This is a genomic window from Candidatus Flexifilum breve, from assembly GCF_016713355.1.
On sequence record NZ_JADJPI010000018.1, the window covers coordinates 83,310 to 102,202 of the forward strand.

The following is an 18,893-nucleotide window of genomic DNA, read 5'->3' on the forward strand; positions in this document are numbered from 1 at the left end:
GGCCTTTGGGCGTCCGCCACGGAGGGATGCCGAGCAGCAGGGCGGACGCGATAAATCGCGCAATACGAGACATGGTTCTTGGGTGTAGGGACGCAATTCATTGCGTCCGCAGCGTTCGACCCCACCCTGAATTCGGGGTGGGATCGAAGCTGCTACAGCGGCTTGCGCATACCATCGAAGCGGAAGGCGAATTCGCGTCCGGGGTTCGGCAGCGGGTTCGCGAAAATCGTCACCTCGTTCGGCTGACCCAGCCCGAGCTGCGCCGTGCGCAGCAGCGTGGCGATCAGCGTCATCATCTGCACTTCCGCCGCGCCTGCGCCGAGGCAGGTGTGCGCGCCCAGCGAGAACGGCGCGAAGGCGTGCGGCGTCTTCGGCTGATCCGGGCGCGAGTAGCGATCCACGTCGAAGACTTCCGGGTCAGGGAAGAATTCCGGCAGCAGATGCGGAATCCCATTGGCGACATACACTTCGCTGCCCGCGGGGACAGTGTATCCCTCAAATTCGAACGCCTTGGTCGACGTGCGCGGCGTGAACGGCGCAATCGGATACAGGCGCAGGGTTTCCAGCGCCGTCGCGTGCAGCACATCCATCTTGCGCAGCGCCGCTGGGGTGAGTCCGCCTTCGCTCTCCCACACACCATCGATTTCCGCGTGCAGGCGCTCGAGCAGTCCCGGCACTTTGAGCGCTGAATACAGCATAAAGCTCAGCGTGGAGGCCACCGTGTCCATCCCCGCGAAATACGCCCCCGCGATCCCGGACATAATCATCGCATCGGAATAGGGTCGACCGTTTTCGTCCACCCCAGCGACCAGATCGTCAATGAGGCGTGGTTCGCGATCCACGGGTGGGTTGGCGCGATGCCACTCCAGTACTTCGCGCGCAAAGGCGAAAACACGCTGCTTCGACCGGACATACTTAGGCAGCTTGAGGAAGAACTTCGGATGCGTCTTCAAGACCTGCACATTCATATTCGTATTGAGCAGCGCCCACAGGTCGTCAAACAGGTCACCGCACACACGCCCGCCCGTCAGCATCCCGAGCTGATCGGTCACGATACGCTGGAGCGTCGGAAAGAACGGCAAGCGCTGACCAACCGACCACGTCTGCACGAAGTCATAGGTGATCTGCTTGACCACGCCAAGATTGTTCTGCATGGTATCGCGCGAGAAGCCGCGCTGCTGAATCTTGCGCTGATGCCGGTGCGCCGGGCCATCCAGCGCCACGAGGAACGCATCTGACCCCATTTCCTGCGCGAGTCCGCCAAACAGCGGCTCACTGGTGAAATAAGTCTCACCGTCACGGGCGAGAAACCGATTCGCCTCCAGACCCGCCATGACGATGATGGGGCGACCGAGCAGCGTGATCTGAAAGATCGGCCCGAGTTCGTGATATAGGTTCAAAAAATGACGAAGGGGATCAACGCGCAAGTCCAGCGCAACGCCGAGATACGGCAGCGACTTGGCACGGGGAATGGGACGTGAGGCAATCGACTGCACGAAAACACCTTTCATCCAGCACGGGCAGATAGGAATATTCTCATCTTATTCGAAAAATCGGCAATTCCAAGCTTAACGGCTCATTGAAATTTACGTTTCGAGTTATAATGCGCGTGTCATAGTAGAGGATCCGACAACCCGATGCATGTGCAGGCTGCCGAATGACACCCGATACTCGCGTCTCGCGTTTGACTCGCTTGCGCCAGCAGTATCTGCGGCTGACTCATCCCCACCCATCGATCACTGACCCCGAGCACAGCCGGACCGCGCGCGTACTGGCCAGCCTCGCGCTCGCCCTCGCGGGGATTCTCGGGTGGCCGCCGTGATCAGCCTGATCACCTCGATCGCCTTCCCCGACCCGGCGATTTCGCTCGGCCCGGTCGGCACGGCATTGATTGCGGCGACGGCCTTCAGCGCGTGGCTCGGCTACCGGTTCAGCCTCACGCAGCGCTACACCATCGGCGCCTGGATCACCCTGATCGCCATCATTGCCTTCCTGACCGGGTTGATTCTGATCTACCGGGGCATCAGCGTCAGCCTGACCTCGGCCTATGTCGTCGCCGTGCTGATCGCGGCACTTCTGCTCGATGTACGTTCGACGGTGCAAGCGGCCTTCATCGGTCTCGCGCTCATGGCGCTCATGGCCATCGTGCAGGGCATCCAACCCGTGACGTTCGGCTTTGTCTGGGGTTCCGGGCTGGCGGTCACCCTGCTGATTCTGCTCGTCTCCGTGCTGCGGGAACAGGACTTACGCCAGTTGAAGCGCCTGCGCGAACTGGAATCCAACGAAGGTGAACGGTTGCGCCGCGAACTCGACCTCGCGCGCAAAGTGCAGGTCTCCATGCTGCCCAAAGAACTTCCTGTCGTCCACGGCCTCGATGTCGCGGCTTTCTCGCAGCCCGCCTACGAAGCCAGCGGGGATTTCTACGATGTGTTCTACATTGATCGGTCGCAGGGCGAACAAATCGCCGTAGTGGTATGCGATGTCGCGGGGAAAGGCATGCCCTCCGCGCTCGTCATGTCGGCGACGCGCGCCGCCCTCCGCGCCGAGGCCGAGCGCAACCCATCGCCCGCCGAAGTGCTGCGCAAAGTCAACGAGGTGATCGTCGCGACCATCCCGAGTGGGTTGTTCGTCACCCTGTTCTACGGTGTATATGACCCCCAGGCGCGCACCCTGTGCTATGCCAGCGCCGGGCATCCGCACCCGTTCTGGTGGCATGACGCGCGCACCACCGAACTCGAAAACTTCGGCATGCCGCTCGGCCTCGTGCTGGACTGCGAATACACCACCTGCGAGATTCAGCTCGCGGCGGGCGATGCCCTATTCATCTATACGGATGGTCTGGTCGAAGCGCTGAACCCGCGCCGCGAGATGTTCGGCTTCGAGATGACGCAGAAGACCGTCGAACAGCACGCGCGCCAGCACGTGAGCGCCAGCACGTTGGTTTCAGCCACGCTCAACGACATGCAGACGTTTGTCGAAGGCGAACGCCAGCAGGACGATGTGACCATCGTCGTGCTGCAGGTCACGGACGCGACGGCTTCCTGACTTCCAGTGAAGGATACCCGGTGCAGTTGAATTCCCTCCTCAGCTTCCTCCCCATTGATCGGCGGCACAGCCTCGCGCGCGGGATGTCGATCCCGTCCAGCGCCGCCGGATCAGTGCTGTTCGCCGACATTTCCGGCTTCACCCCGCTGACCGAAGCGCTCGCACGGGCGCTCGGCCCACGGCTCGGCGCGGAAGAACTCACGCGCCAGCTCAACCGCGTGTACGACGCGCTCATCCGCCAGATGGATCGCTTTGGCGGTACGATCACGAACTTCAACGGCGACGCGCTCACCTGCTGGTTCCCCAGCGGCGACGGATCGCTGCGCGAGGCGGCGCAGCGGGCGCTCACTTGCGCCTTCGGTTTACAGGACGCCATGCAGACCTTCGCCGAAGTGAGCTTGCCCAACGGCGAAACCGCGAGTCTCTCGCTCAAAGTGGCGGTGGCGACGGGCAAAGTGCAGCGCTTCCTCGTCGGCGACCCGGGCGTGCTCTGCCTCGACGTGCTGGCGGGCGAAACGCTCAACCGCATGGCGCAGGGCGAACGGCACGCCGCGCGCGGTGAAGTCGTGATCGATGAAGCGACCGCCAATGTGCTCTTCCAAGCGTGCGAAGTCACCGAATGGCGGCAAAACGAGGACACCACCTACCGCTTCGCTGTCATCCGCGCGCTGACCAGCGCCGCCGAGCCCGCGCCGTGGCCGGAACTTCCGCCCGATGCGCTCACCGCGAACGCCATCCGTTCGTGGATCATTCCCGCGCTGCTTCAGCGCGAAGACGCCTTGCTCACCGAACTGCGCCCGACCGTCGCTCTCTTCTGCGCGTTTACGGGCATCGACTACGACGGCGATCCCGACGCCGAGCGCAAGCTCGACGCCTATGTGCGCTGGGTACAGTCGATTGTCACGGGCTACGACGGCACGCTGCTGCAGGTCACCGCCGCGGATAAAGGCAGTCATTTTTACGCGGCCTTTGGTGCGCCCACCGCGCACGAGAACAATGCTGTCCGCGCCGCCTCCGCCGCGCTCGATTTGCGCAAGCTGCCCATTGAATTGAGCTACATCCATTCGGTGCGCATCGGCCTCGCGCAGGGCATCGCCCGCACGGGAGCCTATGGCGGGGAGACGCGCCGCGTGTACAGTGTCATCGGCGACGCGGTCAACCTCGCCGCGCGCTTAATGACCAACGCCGCCTCAGGTACGGTGCTCATCACCGACCGGGTGCAGCGCGCGGTCGCCGCCGAGTTCATCACCGATCCGCTCACACCGATTCAGGTGAAAGGCCGCAGCGAACCGCTCCCGGTAGCGCGTCTCGTCGCCTACGCCGAACCGGGCACAGTGCAGCCTGTGCGCCCGCTGGTCGGACGCAGCGCCGAACTCGCGCACCTCTTGGGCGCGATCGCCCCGATCATCGATGGTCTGCCAGTCGGCGCGACCTGGGTCTATGGCGAAGCCGGTATCGGCAAAACACATCTCATCACTGCCGCGCGCGAACACCTCGGCGCCGCGATCACATGGTATCGCTTCCCGACGGATCAACTCGTGCACGAATCCCTGCACGCGGTCATGCCCGTGCTCCACGACTATTTCAGCTTCTTCCTCGCCATCAACGACATCCTGAAGAAGAAGCTGTTCGAGCGCCGCCTCGACCGTCTCATCCGCGGGCTGAGCGAGCATCCGGCGATGATCGCCGCGCTCAACGAGGCGCGCTGGTATCTTGGCGCGCTGCTCGGTTTGCACTGGCCGAACTCACCGTTTGAAAGCGCCGATCCGCATGTGCGCTTTGAGCGCTCGCTCACGGCGATCAACACGCTGTTTCAGGCGGAAAGCCTCGTCAAGCCGCTGGTGCTGCACGTGCAGGACGCGCAGTGGCTCGACCCCGATTCGCGCACAGTGCTCGAACTGTGGATTGAAAGCGCAGCGAATTACCCACTCGCCGTGCTCATCGACAGCCGCGAGCTTGACCACACGGTCGCGGATCGGCACGCCATCACGCTGTTCCCCGTCCGCGAACTGGATCGCGGCGGCGTGACGGCGCTGGCGGCGACGCTGCTCAACGGCAAGGTGAGCGCCAGCACCGTCGCGTACTTGTTGAGCAAGGCCAACGGCAACCCCTTCTTCACCGAACAACTCACGCTGGATTTGCACGAACGCGGGGCGCTCACCTCGGCAAATGGCGAATGGACGCTGACCGACGCCGACATCGACGACATGCCCGTCAACCTCAACGCCGTGTTGATTGCCCGTCTGGATCGTCTCTCCCCCGCGCTGCGCACCGCTGTACAGGTGGCCTCGGTGCTCGGTCAGGAGTTCGATGTGCCCGTGCTCGAACAGATGAGCAGCGAAAGCGATGTGCGCGAGAAAGTCAAGCAGGCCGCCGACGAAGCGATCTGGGTGGCGCAGAGCGAGACACATTTCATCTTCCGCCATGCGCTGCTGCGCGACGCGGCCTATTCGATGCAGTTACAGGAACGCCTGCGCGAACTGCACGCCCGCGCGGGCGCGGCGATTGAGCACGTTCACGCGGACAACATGATCGTCAAAGCGCCGGATTTAGCCTATCACTATGAGAAAGCGGGCACCGCCGACCGGGCGATCTACTACTGCATCCAGTCGGCGCACTACATGCTGTCGCTGCACGCCAATCACGAAGCGATTGGCTATTACGAGCGCGCGCTGCTGATCGCGGAAGGCGAACGCTTCCCGCCGAGCGAGATCGCGCCGCTCTACGAAGGCTTGGGGGATCTCCACGAGGCGGCGGGCGCATATCAGGCGGCGCACACGGCCTATGCCGCCGGGATGCGCGTGCTCGCCCGAGCGGATTACGCTACGTGGCGCATCCGCCTGCAGCGCAAGCAGGGTCAGGTGCTGCATAAGTGGGGGCGCTATACCGAGGCGACACAGTGTTACGAACTGGGACTCGCGGAACAGCCGACCGAACTCCCACCGGAAGAAGCCTGCCTGCTGTATCTTGGTCTCAGCCAGATTCACTATCGCCAGGGCGAACTCGCCGAAGCGCAGGCGGTCGCGCAGTTGGGTTTGCGCATGGCGCAAGCGCAGGACGATCAGCGTAATCTGGCGTATGCGCTGCAAACGCTCGGCATGATCGCGTGGAAGCAGGACGACTACGCGCAAGCCATGCGCTGTTATACCGAGAGTCTCGATCTGTGGCAGGCATCGAAAAATCCGGCGGGGTTGGCGGGCATTCACAACAACCTCGGACTGCTGTTTCAACGGCTCGGCAATCTCGCGCAGGCCATCGACCATTTACAGCAGGCGCAGGCGTTGTTCGAGCAGGTGGGGAATTTGCACGGGCTGGCGTGCGTCTATGATAATCTCGGTCAGGCGTATATGCAGTCCGGCGACGAAACCAGCGCGATGACCGCGCTGGAGCAGGCCGTCAGCATCCTCATGCAAATCGGGCTGGACGAGAGTCAGGTATTTACTGGTATGTGGCAGGCAGGGACGTGGTGAGCATCAGGAGTCAGTTTCAGTGGCCTTAAAAACAATTGAGTTGAAAATTCCGTGCGAATCCGGCTACGAGAAGATCGCGATGCGCTGCGCGGGTGATCTGGCCCAGCGCATGGGCTTCACGCCCGAGCGCATTCTCGATCTGGAAACGGCGGTCTCCGAGGCGTGCATCAACGCCTTTGAGCATGGCAACCATTATGATGGTGAGACGCGCATCTACGTATCGATGACCGCGCACGCCGATCGCCTCGCCATCGATGTGGCGGACGAAGGCCGCGACGGCACGCCGACCGCCGCCGATTTTGAGCTGCCGGACATCGGCGCGCAAATCGATGGGGCGCTGCCCGCGGGCGGGCTCGGGCTGTTCGTGATCAAGTCGCTGGTGGACGAAGCCGAATTTGTCCCGCCGGATCTCGGCACGGGCAATCAGTTTCGCATGGTGATTCACTTGCAGTCCGAGGAAGACACACCATGACTCCAGCCACGCTCCAAGTTGTCACCCGGCGCAGCGATCACGCGGCCATCATCGAACTGCAAGGCGACGTGAATTCGGATGGCGACGCCGCGATCAAGGAAGCGTATCGCAGCGCAGTTGCGGAAGGCTACACCACTATTCTCTTCAACCTGAGCCAAGCCGCGTACATCAATACGTCGGGCATTTCCGTGCTGATCACTGTGGTCATGCAGGCGAAAAAGGCCGGGCAGACAATTCTTGTCTCCGGGGTGAGCGCGCACTACAAAAAGGTCTTCGACCTCGTGCGCTTTTCAAGCTACGTCACCATGTTCGATACCGAAGATGCCGCGCTCGCGAGTTTGAAATCAGCATGATTTCGTCTCTTGCCTCCTCATCGAGAGCTGATGGGCGACGCCTGTCCTTGGTCGGGACAGCCTGGGCTATCCGTCACAGCGGACGCGATCAATCGCGTCCCTACGAAGATGTATTCGGCTTGGTAGGCGTTGTTGGCCCCCTCCCTGGCCCCTCGGGGAGGGGCCAACGCGGGGGAGAGGGTTTGGGGGAGGGGAATCCTGACTTTTCTAACACCCTCATTGCCTCGTCCTACAACTGCCCCGCCCCTGGGAAGTGCAGGAGGGAGACAGAAACGACGATTGCGCAGGGGTGAGGTTTCACGAACTTCAACGGAGTCCCAACGTGACCAAACGCATCACCCTGCTGTGCCTCGTGATCACCCTGCTGCTGTGCGTCGCGCCGCTGACCGCGCAGGACTCGGACGTTCTGAGCACCGTCATTGCCCCTTACGCTGACAAAACCGATCCCGCGCTGGTGGTCCAGGTGACCACGCCGGATGGCGTGTGGTCGGCGGCAGGCGGCAGCGCCGATGGCCGCCGCGCCGCGGACGTGAACGACCGCTTCCGCATCGGCAGCATGTCCAAGACGTTTGTCGCGGTCGTGGCCTTGCTGTTGGCCGAAGACGGCGTGATCGCGCTGGACGACCCGGCGGCGACCTATCTGCCCGCCGAGGTCGTCGCCAACGTCGAGAATGCTGATCAGGTCACGCTGCGCCAGCTATTGGCGATGCGCAGCGGCATCAGCGACTATCTGGAGACGGACGAGTTCTGGTCGGTGGTCGAGATCGAACCAGATCACCCGTGGACCGCCGCCGAAGCGATCACCTATGCTTATGATCTGCCCGCCATGTTCGAGCCGGACACCGACTACTACTACTCGAACTCGAATTACATCCTCCTGCAGTTGATTCTGGAAGCGGTGACGAGTCAGCCGCTGCACGCGCTGGTACGTGAGCGCATCCTCGATCCGCTCGGGATGGCGGACACCTACACGCAGTTCTTCGAGGACGCTCCGGCGGGCGGAACACTCGTTGACGGTTGGGAAGACTGGTTCGGCGACAGCGATCTCGACAACGTGACTGCCATCAACGATGGCTGGGGCTTGGGCGACGGCGCGCTGATTTCGACCGTGGGCGACCTGACCACCTTCTACCGGGCGCTGCTGGCGGACCGGACGCTGCTCAACGCCGACTCCCTAGCCACGCTGCTCGACTTTCAGCCTGACGATGTGGGCGACGGCTACAGTCTCGGGCTCGCCGAGTGGGCAACCGATTATGGGACGGCGTGGGGACACTCTGGCGCGGTGCTCGGCTTCGTGAGCATCGGCGTTTACCTGCCCGACGCGGATGTCACCGTCATGGTGCTATCCGCGAATGCTGATCTGGACGTATACGCGGTAGCGCTAGCCGCGCTCGCCGCAGTTCTGGAGTGAACAAGCATGCACATCGTCATCCCCGATGATTATCAGGACGCCGTGCGCCAGCTCGACTGCTTCGCGCAGCTCAACGCTCACACGGTCACGATTTACAACGACAGCGTGACTGACGTAGACGCGCTGGCGGAGCGCTTCCAGGACGCGGACGCGCTCGTGCTCATCCGCGAACGCACGGCGATTACCAGCGCACTCCTTGACCGCCTCCCCAAGCTCAAAGTCATCGCGCAGACCGGGCGCGGCATCCCGCACATCGATGTGCCCGCCTGCACGCAGCACAAAATCCCGGTGCTGGTCGGCGGCGGATCGCCTTATTCGACCGCCGAACTCACATGGGCGCTCGTGCTGGCCGCGACGCGCCACATTCCGCAGGAAGTCGCCAACCTCAAGGCGGGGCGCTGGCAGCGGGAATTTGGCATCGGCCTGCATGGACGGACGCTCGGCATCTTCAGCTATGGGAACATCGGCAAATTGGTGGCGAATTACGGGCGCGCCTTCGGCATGCACGTGCTCGTGTGGGGACGGGAAGGCTCACAAGCGCGGGCGCAGGCGGACGGCTACGCCACCGTGAGCAGTCAGCGTGAACTGTTCGAACGGGCGGACGTGCTCAGCCTACATATCAAGCTGGTGCCGGAGACGCGCGGCATCGTCACACTCGACGATTTGCTGGCGATGCCGCCAACCGCGCTGCTCGTCAACACCAGCCGCGCCGACCTGATCGCACCGGGGGCGCTGGTCGCGGCACTGCAAGCGGGACATCCCGGTTACACCGCCGTCGATGTATTCGAGAGCGAGCCCGTGGTCGATCATCCGCTGCTGCACATGGAGAATGTCGTCGCGACGCCGCACATCGGCTATGTGGAGAAAGACAGCTACGAAGCCTATTTTGGGGCGGCCTTCGAGCAGTTGGTCAGGCATGCGAACGGCGACCAACATCGTCACCCGGGGGGGTCAAAACCGGACAGCGAAGGCCGCCTCCAACCCGCGGACGGCGAGGGAAGTTGAGCGCCAGCGAAACGGTGTGGGGTTGCTTCTACCCGACCAGCACCTTGATCCCCGCGCCGATGCTCTGTTCGACCGAGACTTCCGTGAACCCGACCCGCACAATGTAGGTCGGCTTGGTTTGCAGCAAGTAAACCTCAGCATCTTTGACAAAACCGAGCACCTGCAGCCGTTCGGAGCGCACGGGGTTCTCCGCATCGATCTCGATGACCCGCCCCGTTTGCCCCGGACGCAGTTCGGTCAGCGCGCACACCTCGCCAATCTCACGAACGGGCGGATTGCGCCGTGCCAACCAGCGCCGCAGCCGATCCGCCACCACCGAGCGCTGCTCGTCGACCATCTGATAACCGCAGTTCGGGCAGCAAATCACCGCGCAGCGCTCGTTGAACGCACAGGATGCATGGCACGAGAGCGCCGTGCCGTCGAATTCAAAGCCACATAAGGGACAGGTTGTCATCGTTCACCCCATAGCCATTGTCGGGACGAGGCATGAGCCTATTTCATAATCCGCGAAACTACCCAACCTCACCCCCGACCCCTCTCCCAAAGGAGAGGGGAGCCAAGTAGAGTTTTAAGTCCCCTCTCCGAAAAGAGGAGAGGGGATTTAGGGGTGAGGTTAGACAAATTGCCGATTCTGAAATGACCTCATGCCTCATCCACGCTTCCAGATTCACCCACCCCGGCGCGTCATTACAACTGAATGTGCAGCCAGTTCAGCACCACATTGACGAGCGCGCCGACCGCGAACGCCAGCGGGAACACCGTCAACACAACATACAGCGCGATCTTCGCACCGTACTCTTTGGCGATCATCAGCACGTTAGCGACACACGGCACGAACAACGTGACGACGATCAGGCTGACGATCATCTGCTGGGTGTTCAGTTCGCCCGCCAGCGCCAGCGCGAACAAGCCCGCCGCGCCGTAATCACGCCGCAAAAAACCGATCAGGAACGCGCCCGTCGCGGCGGCGGGCAGCCCCAACGCATTGACTACCAGCGGCGCGGCCAGCCGTTCGACGACGGCCAGCGCCCCAGTTTTGTCGAGCGCGAACAGGATCAGTGTGCCGACCACGAACAGCGGCAGCACTTCTTTGAGATACCACTCGACCCGCGCCACCGTCTTCACGGTGATGTTGCCGATCTGCGGCAGGCGCAGCGGCGGCAGTTCGAGAATGAAATCGCTGCGCGCTCCCGGCAGCAGTTTCGCCGCCAGCCACCCGACCACGAACATCGTGCCGATCACCACGCCTGCCCACAGCAGCATCCCCGCCGTGCTCACCTGATTCACCATGCCGAGCACCACGCCCAACTGCGCCGAACACGGCACGCCGAGCGCCAGCAGCAGTGTGACGAGTAAGCGTTCTTTGCGCGTCTCGAGGATGCGCGTGGACATCGTCGCCATCGTGTCACAGCCGAGACCGAGCACCATCGGCAGCACCGCTTTCCCGTTCAAGCCCAGCAGATTGAACACGCGGTTGAACATGATCGCCAAGCGCGGCAGATAGCCTGTGTCTTCAAGGATCGAAAAGGCGAGGAAGAAGGTCGCCACAATCGGAAACACAATGGCGATGCCATACGAGAGCGCCATTGTGATGATGCCGTAGTCGCCGACGAGCAGATCGTGAATGAACGGGATCGGCAGCACGGTATCGATCAGGCTGGTCGCCGCCGGGTTGATCCACTGGCCGAAGACCGTCTCTTCGAGGAAACCGACCAGCGTCCCCGCACCGAATTCGCCGACGAACTTGTACACCAGCCACAGCACGGCGAGCAGGAACGTCCACCCGAGCACCGGATGCACCATCCAGCGCCCCAACTGCCGCACCCAGCGGCGATCCGCGGGCGCGCTGTGCGAAATTACCTCGTGGAGCAAATCCGCGACTGTGTGCAGTTCACGTTTGAGTTTGAGCGCGCGCGGCGGATAGCCGTCATGCGGAAGCGCTGTCAGTTCGACGTGCGGCACGCGCGCCGCGGGCAGCGCCGCCAACACCTGATCGATGCCTTCGCCACGCACCGCCACCGTCTTTACCACATCAATTCCCAGCTTTGCGCCAAGGCGGTCCGTATCGATGTGCACGCCGTTGGTCACCGCTTCGTCCATCATGTTGAGCACAAGCACGAGCGGCAGCCCCAACTGCGACAATTGCACCGTGAGCAGCAGTGCCCGCCGGAGATTCTTCGCGTCGGCGATCTGCACGACCGCGCCGATCTCGGCGTGATTTGCGCTCAGGTAGTCGGCGGTCACGCGCTCGTCATCGCTTTGCGCGGTCAGGCTGTTCGTCCCCGGCGTATCGATCAACACGGCGCCGTTGGGTAAAGCCGCCTGCGTGATCTCCACCGTCGTACCGGGATAGTTGGAGACGATCACGCGCTGATGGGTGAGCGCCCCAAAAATCGCCGACTTGCCCACGTTCGGATTGCCGACGAGGACAACGCGCGTCCCGTCCCAGACTTTTTGCTCGACAGGGTGACAAACAGCCATAAGTTTTCTCGTTTGGTGCTCAATCTAGCCCTCAGTATCCGCCATCCCGTCCGAGCGCCGTAGTGACAATTGCCACGGTTTCGCCAGTGGATCGGCGGGGAAAAAGTTAATGTCGGTTAAATTTACGTGGCGAAACCTGGATCAAAAAGGACGAGGCTAAACCTCGTCCTTTACAATTGCAGACCCGCGACGCGCGTTACTTGTCCTCTTTGAGCGTGACCAGCGTGTCAATCAGCTTGCCCGCCTGCCGGAACCGCAGCGCCAGCACGCCAATGTAGCCGCCGAGGATCGTCGCCACGACGACCAGCCCTAACGCGAGATACGCATCAGTATTGATCATGATTGGTTCTCCCTTACATCAGCTCAACGCGCAGCTGTTGAGCGCGTTCGTACAGGTTTTCGAGACGGATGCGCCACCATACCAGCGCCGGAGCGATGAAACAGCACCACACCAGGCTGCTGATCCCCAGCGTGATGCCCATCGACTGCGCCATGCTGAAACCACCCTGCGCGTTCTGCGCGCTCGGCCCGATGACCGTCGGGTGAATGGTGTCAGGGCGGATACGGATGATCGCGTAGGTGACGATCACCATGCCGAACGCCAGAATGCCGTAAACGGCGGCTAACAGACGACGCTTGTCTGGGTTTTCAATCGCACCACGCAGCATGAGATAGGCTGCATAGGTGAGCGTCATGATCGCGCAGGCCGTCAAGCGGGGATCCCACGTCCACCACGTATTCCACGTCGGGCGCGCCCACACCATGCCCGTGATCAGCGTGACCAGCGAGAGCGACAGGCCGACTTCGACACCCGCCAGCGACAGGCGATCCCACGCGGCGTTGCGGGTGCGCAGGAAAGCGATACCGCCGACCACCGCCATAAACAACGCGCACGAGGCCGCGCTGAAGGCCGACACATGGAAGTAGAAAATGCGCTGCACATTGCCTTGATTCACATCCGTGCCCGCGAAACCGAGTGCCAGGTAAGCGCACACGGCGAAACCGAGCACCGCCAGCAGTGTGAGAATGCGGAGAGTCTGATCTCTCCGGTTGATGCTGACGCTGCTGCCTACTTCGCTGGTAGGCGCAAGGTGCAAACGTTGTGCCAGATTCATGATATGGTGTTCCCCCTACGGTTCAAACTAAGCGATGTTTTTGACCGGGGCGATGCGGACACCGCCCCATGTGCGTTACTTGGTATTCATGAGCGCGGCGAGCTGGTTCTTGAGCGCCGCGCGCTGCCGGTTGTAGGCATTAGTCTTGATCGTCCCCGCCTGATGTTCAGCATCCAGTTGGGCGATCTGCTCCATCAAGGCGGCGATCTCCGCCTTGCTCTCGGCTTTCGCCGTCTTGCCTGTGACCGCGCCAACCGGAGCTGTCACTGGTGCGCGTCCACGCATCCGATCCCGCAGGATGAGGATGCCGGAGATCAACAGGGCGCTGACGCCTGCGCCGATCAGAATGTAGGCAATCGGCTGGATCGCGCTGCTGCTCGTGCTGGCGCTCTCCGCACTGGCGACGGCAGTCGGCTGACCGCTCACCACAAAGTTGAGCGTCGACCCCGCTGCGAGGCTTAGGTCACCGCCAAACGCGGCGTATTCCCGCCCGCCCGAGGTGACGGGCGGCTGCGTAGTGATGCCCTCGCCCGTCACGCTCAAACCATCCGACGCAACGACGATGCTCAGGTTACCCGCCAGCGGGAAGGTGAGCGCCTGCACGACCGTCGCGCTGTCGGTGTACGGCAGCGTATACGAAGCGTGGATCAGGTGCGCTTCACCGGGGAGCATGGGGCGCGAGTCGTAGATCGTGTTGTCGATGACCGTGTAACGGCTGCTCACGTTGTCGAGCATGGTCGCGTCCGGCGGAATTTGCAGGCCGACCGAGGTGCCGACGCCATCGTTCACGCTGAAGTACACGCGATCCGAATTGTTGGTGTAGCTGGCAATCTGGATGACTTGCAGCAGCCCACTGGCGACGCCGATTTGCAGGCTCATGCCGGTGATCGTGACTTCTTCGGCAGTCGCGCCGCTCTCATAGATGCTCAGCGGCAGGTCGAGCGCCAGCGTCGCCATATCGGCGGCGGCGATCTCGCTCACGTACTGCACATCGCCATAGGGCGCGGTCACGACGTACTGGTAATCGGGGCTGAACGGGACGTTCTCAAACCGGAACGCACCATCCGCGCCCACCGTGAAGTCAAAGCTTTGTTCGGTGATGTCCGAGGTGACCACATGCAGCGTCACCGTTTGATCGGGCAGCAGCGCCGTGCCCGCCGTGCCGTTTGTCAGCACGCCCGTGACCACGCCCGGCTGTTCGACCGGAAGCGAGGCGACTTCGGCGGTCGCGTTCGGCGCGACGACTTCCGCGTTCGCTTCGGCGGTCGCATTGACCATGCCGCGCTGAATCGCCAGCGACATCATCTTCGAATAGGTCATGGCCGCGTTCAGCTCGGCTTCCGAAAGCCGCGTGCCGAAAGCGGGCATATCAATGCCGTTGAGGCTGGTGCCGTTGGTGATCACGGCGAGAATTTCACTGTCCGTCTTATCGGTCAAATCCGGCAGGGGCGCGCCTTGCGCCGTCCCTTCGCCCATCCGACCGTGGCAGTCCGCGCAGTTATTCGCCCAAATCTCGCCGCCCAACTGCATCGTCGAGGCGATTTCATCCTGAGCAGCGGCTTCGTCCTGAGGCGGCGTGGTCGCGACAATGCGCGGTTCGCTCCCCAAACCAGAACAGGCCGCCGCAAAGATCGCGAGAAGAGCGATGAGAGTGAATCCGATCCGCTGACGCATCAGTTCTTTTCCTGTACCTTGGTTTGTTCGCGGGCACGCACGTACGCCGCAATCGCCTGTTCAACCGCGTCTTCTTCCGAGACAGTCGGTTCGACCGTCTTGCGCCGCTTGCTGTTCTGTTTGGCGTCACCCGCGGCGGTTTCTTCCAGTTTTTGCAGCAGCATCGCGCCGTGTTCCGTCCAACGCTGACGCTCGGCCTCGTAGATCTCCTGCGTCAGCTTGCCGACGTGATAGTCTTCGTCGAGGTCACGCACTGTGACGAGCGCGCGCTCGTAGGCGGCGATCATGCGCAGACGTTCGCGTTCCTGTTCGGTTTCCCAACTACCCCGGCTGCCGCGCACAAACGGGAGCGCCAAATACGCCAACCCGGCCAGCAGCATGACAATGCCGATGATTAATCCGCCGCCGCTCATCCTGCACTCTCCTTCGCCCGCAGCCCGTCGATGATCGTGATCAGGCGGTCACGGCTGATGCCCGCGTAGATGAACTGCGCGATATTGCCGTCTTTATCGATGATGAACGTCTCGGGCACACCCTGAATGTGATACGCTTCGCTGATGCGTGTGCCGAGATCCGGCGCGTTCAGGTACGTGATGCCGAACTCGTTCATGTATTCGATGGAACGCGGGCCGTTATCGGCGTAAGCAATGCCGAGGAAAACCACATCACCACTGTCCTGATAGTATTCCCACGCGGATTGGAGTTCCGGCGCTTCGGCGCGGCACGGGCCACACCACGACGCCCAGAAGTTGATCATGACGATCTTGCCGCGCAGATCGGTCAGGTTGTAGCTCTGACCGTCAAAGGTTTCGAACGAGAAGGTCGGCGCGACGCCCGAGTCCGGCTGCGTCTGCCGCTGGCTCACCAGTGCGATGCCGAAGACCAGCGATATCGCGATGACGCCGATGATCAGGACAATCGAGCCGAGGCCCAGCTTGCGCGGCGCTTCGACCGGGGTTTCTGCTTCCACGTCCGGCGTCAAATCGTCAACCACGAGGACGGGTTCTTGATGCTTGTTGTTCAGTGTTGAAGCCAATCTAATCCTCCTTGAAGGAGTGCGTTCTATTTGGTTCAGATCCGTCGGGCAGCGCCAGGGCGCCGCCCAACCGGGTCATGCGTTAACCGGACAAATCCTGCTCGAACAGATCGGCGTAGCGGTTCTGCGCGTCGGGAGCGGTCGTGCCGTTCGCCGTCGCGAGCTGCGCCTTCGAGCGCCGCTGCGCCAGTACAATGCCCGCGCCGATCAACCCGACGGCGACCAGCAGCCACGGCGTATATAAGGAAATGGCGCGCAATGTCGGGTCCAGCGGCGTGCCGACCACGCGGTCGCCGAAGCGCCGTACGAAGTCTTCGATGATTTCGGCTTCCGTCTTGCCCTGTTCCAACTGCAAGCGAATTTCGTAGCGCCAATCGGCGCACGCCGCCGTGCCGCACGTATCCAGCGTGATGTTCTCGCACACCGGGCAGTACAGTTTTTCGGCAATGGCGTTCACTTGATCATCCGTGACCGTGCTGACCGTCGTCTCCTGCGCATACGCCGACGTAGCGACGCTCAGCGCGAGGACGAGGAACATCAACGTTTTAACGATGTGACCGGACGAGCGGATCTCCGCGATCAGCTTTTGGAGCGACAGAATGTGCCGCTGCCGCTTCGACGGGCGTTCGGCGGGCTTGGCGAGGGGCAGCACATGCGTCCCCTCCACGTCCTTGCCCGTCAGCGTGAGCGGGTTGGCGAACACAGCATCTTCATGCACGAAAAAGCGGCTCATGAGACGGCTCCTTGCGGCGCGGCGATCTGCAGCTTCTCGCGCACACGGGCCGGCAGCGTTTCCCGCGGGTAGCCTGCCAGCAGCGTCCCGAAGATCAGGATGATGCTGCCCCACCACACCAGATTGACCAACGGATTGATGTAAATCTTGAACGTCGCCGAACCCGCCGAAATCGGTTCCCAGTTGACCAGCAGCACATAGAAGTCGTTTTCGAGCGTGCTGTAGGACCCGGCAATCGTCGTCGAGTTCATGTCCGTCGCTTCGGGGAAGAAATCACGGCGCGGACGCAGATGGGCGATTTCGTTGCCATCGCGGAACAACGTCAGTTCGGCGATGTCCATCACGCGGCCATCTTCCGCAAGCTGATCCCGCAGCAGGCCGTCATAGCGCACGGTGTAGCTGTCGATCTGCGCGGTTTCGCCAACCGCCAGCGTCTGCTGCGTTTCCTGCTGGAACAGCATCGAGCCGATTACGCCGAGGCCGATCACGGTAATGCCAAGGTGGATCATGTAGCCGCCGTAGCGCCGCGGGTTGCGCGTCACCAGGGCCACGACCGATTGCAGCACGTTTTCTCGGGCGGCATGCGCCTGACGGCGCGCCAGCACGCCGCGATAGGTTTCGTAGAGTGCGACCCAGCCAGCCAGGAGTACCAGCCCGTAACCGAGCAGCGCGCCGGGGCTGGTCGCGCCGCCGACCACAAACAGGCCGAGCGACAGAATGGTCAGCGCGACCGGGATGAGCAGCGCGCGCCCCATACGTGAAACGGCAGATACGCCCCACGCCGAGATCGGCGCGACGCCCATCAGCAGGTACATCAGCAGGAACAGCGGCGGCGTCACCGAATTAAAGTAATCCGCGCCGAGCGTGATATTCGTGCCCATGAAGTTTTCCGCGATGATCGGCGCGCCGAAGCTGCCCCAGAAGATCACCGCGAACAACGCTACGAACACGAAGTTATTGAGCACAAACAGAGCTTCACGGCTGAACACGCTGCGGAACGGGTTTTCGTCTTTCAGTTCACCGCGCATACGCCGCCAGATGATCAGCGCCGTGCCGATGAGCGTGAGCGACGCCCAGAAGACCAGCATCGGGAAGCCGATGGGGCTTTGCGCGAAGCTGTGCACGCTGTCGACGAGGCCGGAGCGCGTGGCGAACGTTGCGAAGATCACTGCGCTGAACGTGCCAATCACGAGGAACATGTTCCACGTCTTGAGCATGCCGCGCTTTTCCTGAATCATGACGCTGTGCAGGTACGCCGTACCGATCAACCACGGGAGGAAGGCCGCGTTTTCGACCGGATCCCAGCCCCAGTAACCGCCCCAACCGAGCACGTCATACGCCCAGCGCCCGCCCAGCACCAGGCCGAGCGAGAGGAACAACCACGCGATCAGCGCCCAGCGCCGCGACACTTTGATCCAGTTGGTCGACAGGTCGCCGGAGGCCAGCGCGGACATCCCATACGCAAACGGGATGATGAACCCGACGAAGCCGAGATACAGCGCCGGCGGATGAATAGCCATGCCAAAGTGCCGCAGCAGCGGGCTCAGACCGTTCGCGCTCTGTGCCAGCATGGCCGCCGACGGCACAGTCGCGCCTGCCGGGATGAACGCTGAAGCGACCACATCGCCGCTGGGCAGCGCCCACCACCGTTCGAACGGATTCTCAAAGAAGATCGTCAGGGCGAGGAAGAAGGCGACGGTGGCCATCATGTAGGCCATCGCGTAGGGCATCAACCGCCGCTGTGACTTCCAGTTGAAGAGTACGGAAGCGGCGGTGAAGGTGCTCATCAGGAACGACCAGAACAGAATCGACCCGGACTGTGACCCCCACAGCGCGGTAATCCGGAAGAACTCCGGCATATCCGGGCTGGTGACCTGCCACACATACGTGATCTGGTACTGCTCGGTGAGCAGTGCAATCTCCAGCGCCACGCAGGCGATCGTTACAAGGATGAAGTTGAGGATCACGGCGTTGCGGGCGCTGCGGATCATCGCCTCGCTGCGGGCAAACCGCTCACCGTAAACCGCTGCGATGATCGCATACAGCGCCGCGATAAACGCGAACAGGGCTGCGATCAAACCGATTTCTGCTAACATGG

The 18,893-nt window shown here is 62.3% G+C and carries 17 protein-coding genes; 7 read left to right on the top strand and 10 right to left on the bottom strand.

What is annotated here, in order from left to right:
* Positions 1–152 precede the first annotated feature (152 nt).
* On the bottom strand, positions 153–1,496 hold the full coding sequence (locus IPK17_RS16640) for a cytochrome P450 (protein WP_343418813.1): 1,344 nt from the start codon (positions 1,494–1,496) through the stop codon (positions 153–155).
* 161 nt (positions 1,497–1,657) lie between these two features.
* Here IPK17_RS16640 and IPK17_RS16645 point away from each other — a divergent pair, with 161 nt between their 5' ends.
* The 7 genes from IPK17_RS16645 to IPK17_RS16675 all read left to right on the top strand — a co-directional run bounded on the left by IPK17_RS16645 (position 1,658) and on the right by IPK17_RS16675 (position 9,756).
* Complete coding sequence (locus tag IPK17_RS16645; protein ID WP_343418814.1) at positions 1,658–1,822, top strand: hypothetical protein; 165 nt, start codon at positions 1,658–1,660, stop codon at positions 1,820–1,822.
* Positions 1,810–3,045, top strand: coding sequence for a PP2C family protein-serine/threonine phosphatase (locus IPK17_RS16650; protein ID WP_343418815.1), 1,236 nt, complete (start codon positions 1,810–1,812; stop codon positions 3,043–3,045). Before IPK17_RS16645 ends, IPK17_RS16650 begins: the two co-directional genes overlap by 13 nt.
* A 20-nt stretch (positions 3,046–3,065) precedes the next feature.
* The gene (locus IPK17_RS16655; RefSeq protein ID WP_343418816.1) at positions 3,066–6,515 is read left to right on the top strand and encodes a tetratricopeptide repeat protein; all 3,450 of its coding nucleotides are present in this window, start codon (positions 3,066–3,068) and stop codon (positions 6,513–6,515) included.
* A gap of 19 nt (positions 6,516–6,534) precedes the next feature.
* Complete coding sequence (locus IPK17_RS16660) at positions 6,535–6,987, top strand: ATP-binding protein (RefSeq protein WP_343418817.1); 453 nt, start codon at positions 6,535–6,537, stop codon at positions 6,985–6,987.
* Complete coding sequence (locus IPK17_RS16665) at positions 6,984–7,340, top strand: STAS domain-containing protein (RefSeq protein ID WP_343418818.1); 357 nt, start codon at positions 6,984–6,986, stop codon at positions 7,338–7,340. The genes IPK17_RS16660 and IPK17_RS16665 overlap by 4 nt, the downstream gene beginning before the upstream one ends.
* A gap of 322 nt (positions 7,341–7,662) precedes the next feature.
* Positions 7,663–8,751 (top strand): serine hydrolase domain-containing protein, encoded by a 1,089-nt coding sequence (locus IPK17_RS16670; RefSeq protein WP_343418819.1) that lies wholly within the window; start codon positions 7,663–7,665, stop codon positions 8,749–8,751.
* Positions 8,752–8,757: 6 nt separating this feature from the next.
* Complete coding sequence (locus IPK17_RS16675) at positions 8,758–9,756, top strand: D-2-hydroxyacid dehydrogenase family protein (protein ID WP_343418820.1); 999 nt, start codon at positions 8,758–8,760, stop codon at positions 9,754–9,756.
* Positions 9,757–9,784: 28 nt separating this feature from the next.
* On the opposite strand, the gene IPK17_RS16680 is transcribed toward IPK17_RS16675, so the two are convergent.
* The 9 genes from IPK17_RS16680 to IPK17_RS16720 form a co-directional block, all read right to left on the bottom strand.
* Positions 9,785–10,210 (bottom strand): FeoA family protein, encoded by a 426-nt coding sequence (locus IPK17_RS16680; RefSeq protein ID WP_343418821.1) that lies wholly within the window; start codon positions 10,208–10,210, stop codon positions 9,785–9,787.
* Between the two features lie 233 nt (positions 10,211–10,443).
* Positions 10,444–12,237 (bottom strand): FeoB small GTPase domain-containing protein, encoded by a 1,794-nt coding sequence (locus IPK17_RS16685; protein WP_343418822.1) that lies wholly within the window; start codon positions 12,235–12,237, stop codon positions 10,444–10,446.
* Positions 12,238–12,433: 196 nt separating this feature from the next.
* The gene (locus tag IPK17_RS16690) at positions 12,434–12,577 is read right to left on the bottom strand and encodes a hypothetical protein (protein WP_343418823.1); all 144 of its coding nucleotides are present in this window, start codon (positions 12,575–12,577) and stop codon (positions 12,434–12,436) included.
* A 13-nt stretch (positions 12,578–12,590) separates the two neighbouring features.
* The gene (locus IPK17_RS16695; RefSeq protein ID WP_343418824.1) at positions 12,591–13,352 is read right to left on the bottom strand and encodes a cytochrome c biogenesis protein; all 762 of its coding nucleotides are present in this window, start codon (positions 13,350–13,352) and stop codon (positions 12,591–12,593) included.
* 75 nt (positions 13,353–13,427) lie between these two features.
* Positions 13,428–15,026, bottom strand: a complete 1,599-nt coding sequence (locus tag IPK17_RS16700; RefSeq protein WP_343418825.1) for a c-type cytochrome — start codon at positions 15,024–15,026, stop codon at positions 13,428–13,430.
* A complete protein-coding gene (locus IPK17_RS16705) occupies positions 15,026–15,439 on the bottom strand; it encodes a hypothetical protein (protein ID WP_343418826.1) in 414 nt (137 codons plus the stop codon). The genes IPK17_RS16700 and IPK17_RS16705 overlap by 1 nt, the downstream gene beginning before the upstream one ends.
* On the bottom strand, positions 15,436–16,062 hold the full coding sequence (locus IPK17_RS16710; protein WP_343418827.1) for a TlpA family protein disulfide reductase: 627 nt from the start codon (positions 16,060–16,062) through the stop codon (positions 15,436–15,438). Before IPK17_RS16710 ends, IPK17_RS16705 begins: the two co-directional genes overlap by 4 nt.
* An 82-nt stretch (positions 16,063–16,144) precedes the next feature.
* Positions 16,145–16,795: a cytochrome c-type biogenesis protein gene (locus tag IPK17_RS16715; protein ID WP_343418828.1), complete on the bottom strand. Its 651-nt coding sequence runs from the start codon at positions 16,793–16,795 to the stop codon at positions 16,145–16,147.
* Entirely contained in the window at positions 16,792–18,891 is a 2,100-nt protein-coding gene (locus IPK17_RS16720; RefSeq protein WP_343418829.1) for a heme lyase CcmF/NrfE family subunit, read from the bottom strand. Before IPK17_RS16720 ends, IPK17_RS16715 begins: the two co-directional genes overlap by 4 nt.
* Positions 18,892–18,893 lie beyond the last annotated feature (2 nt).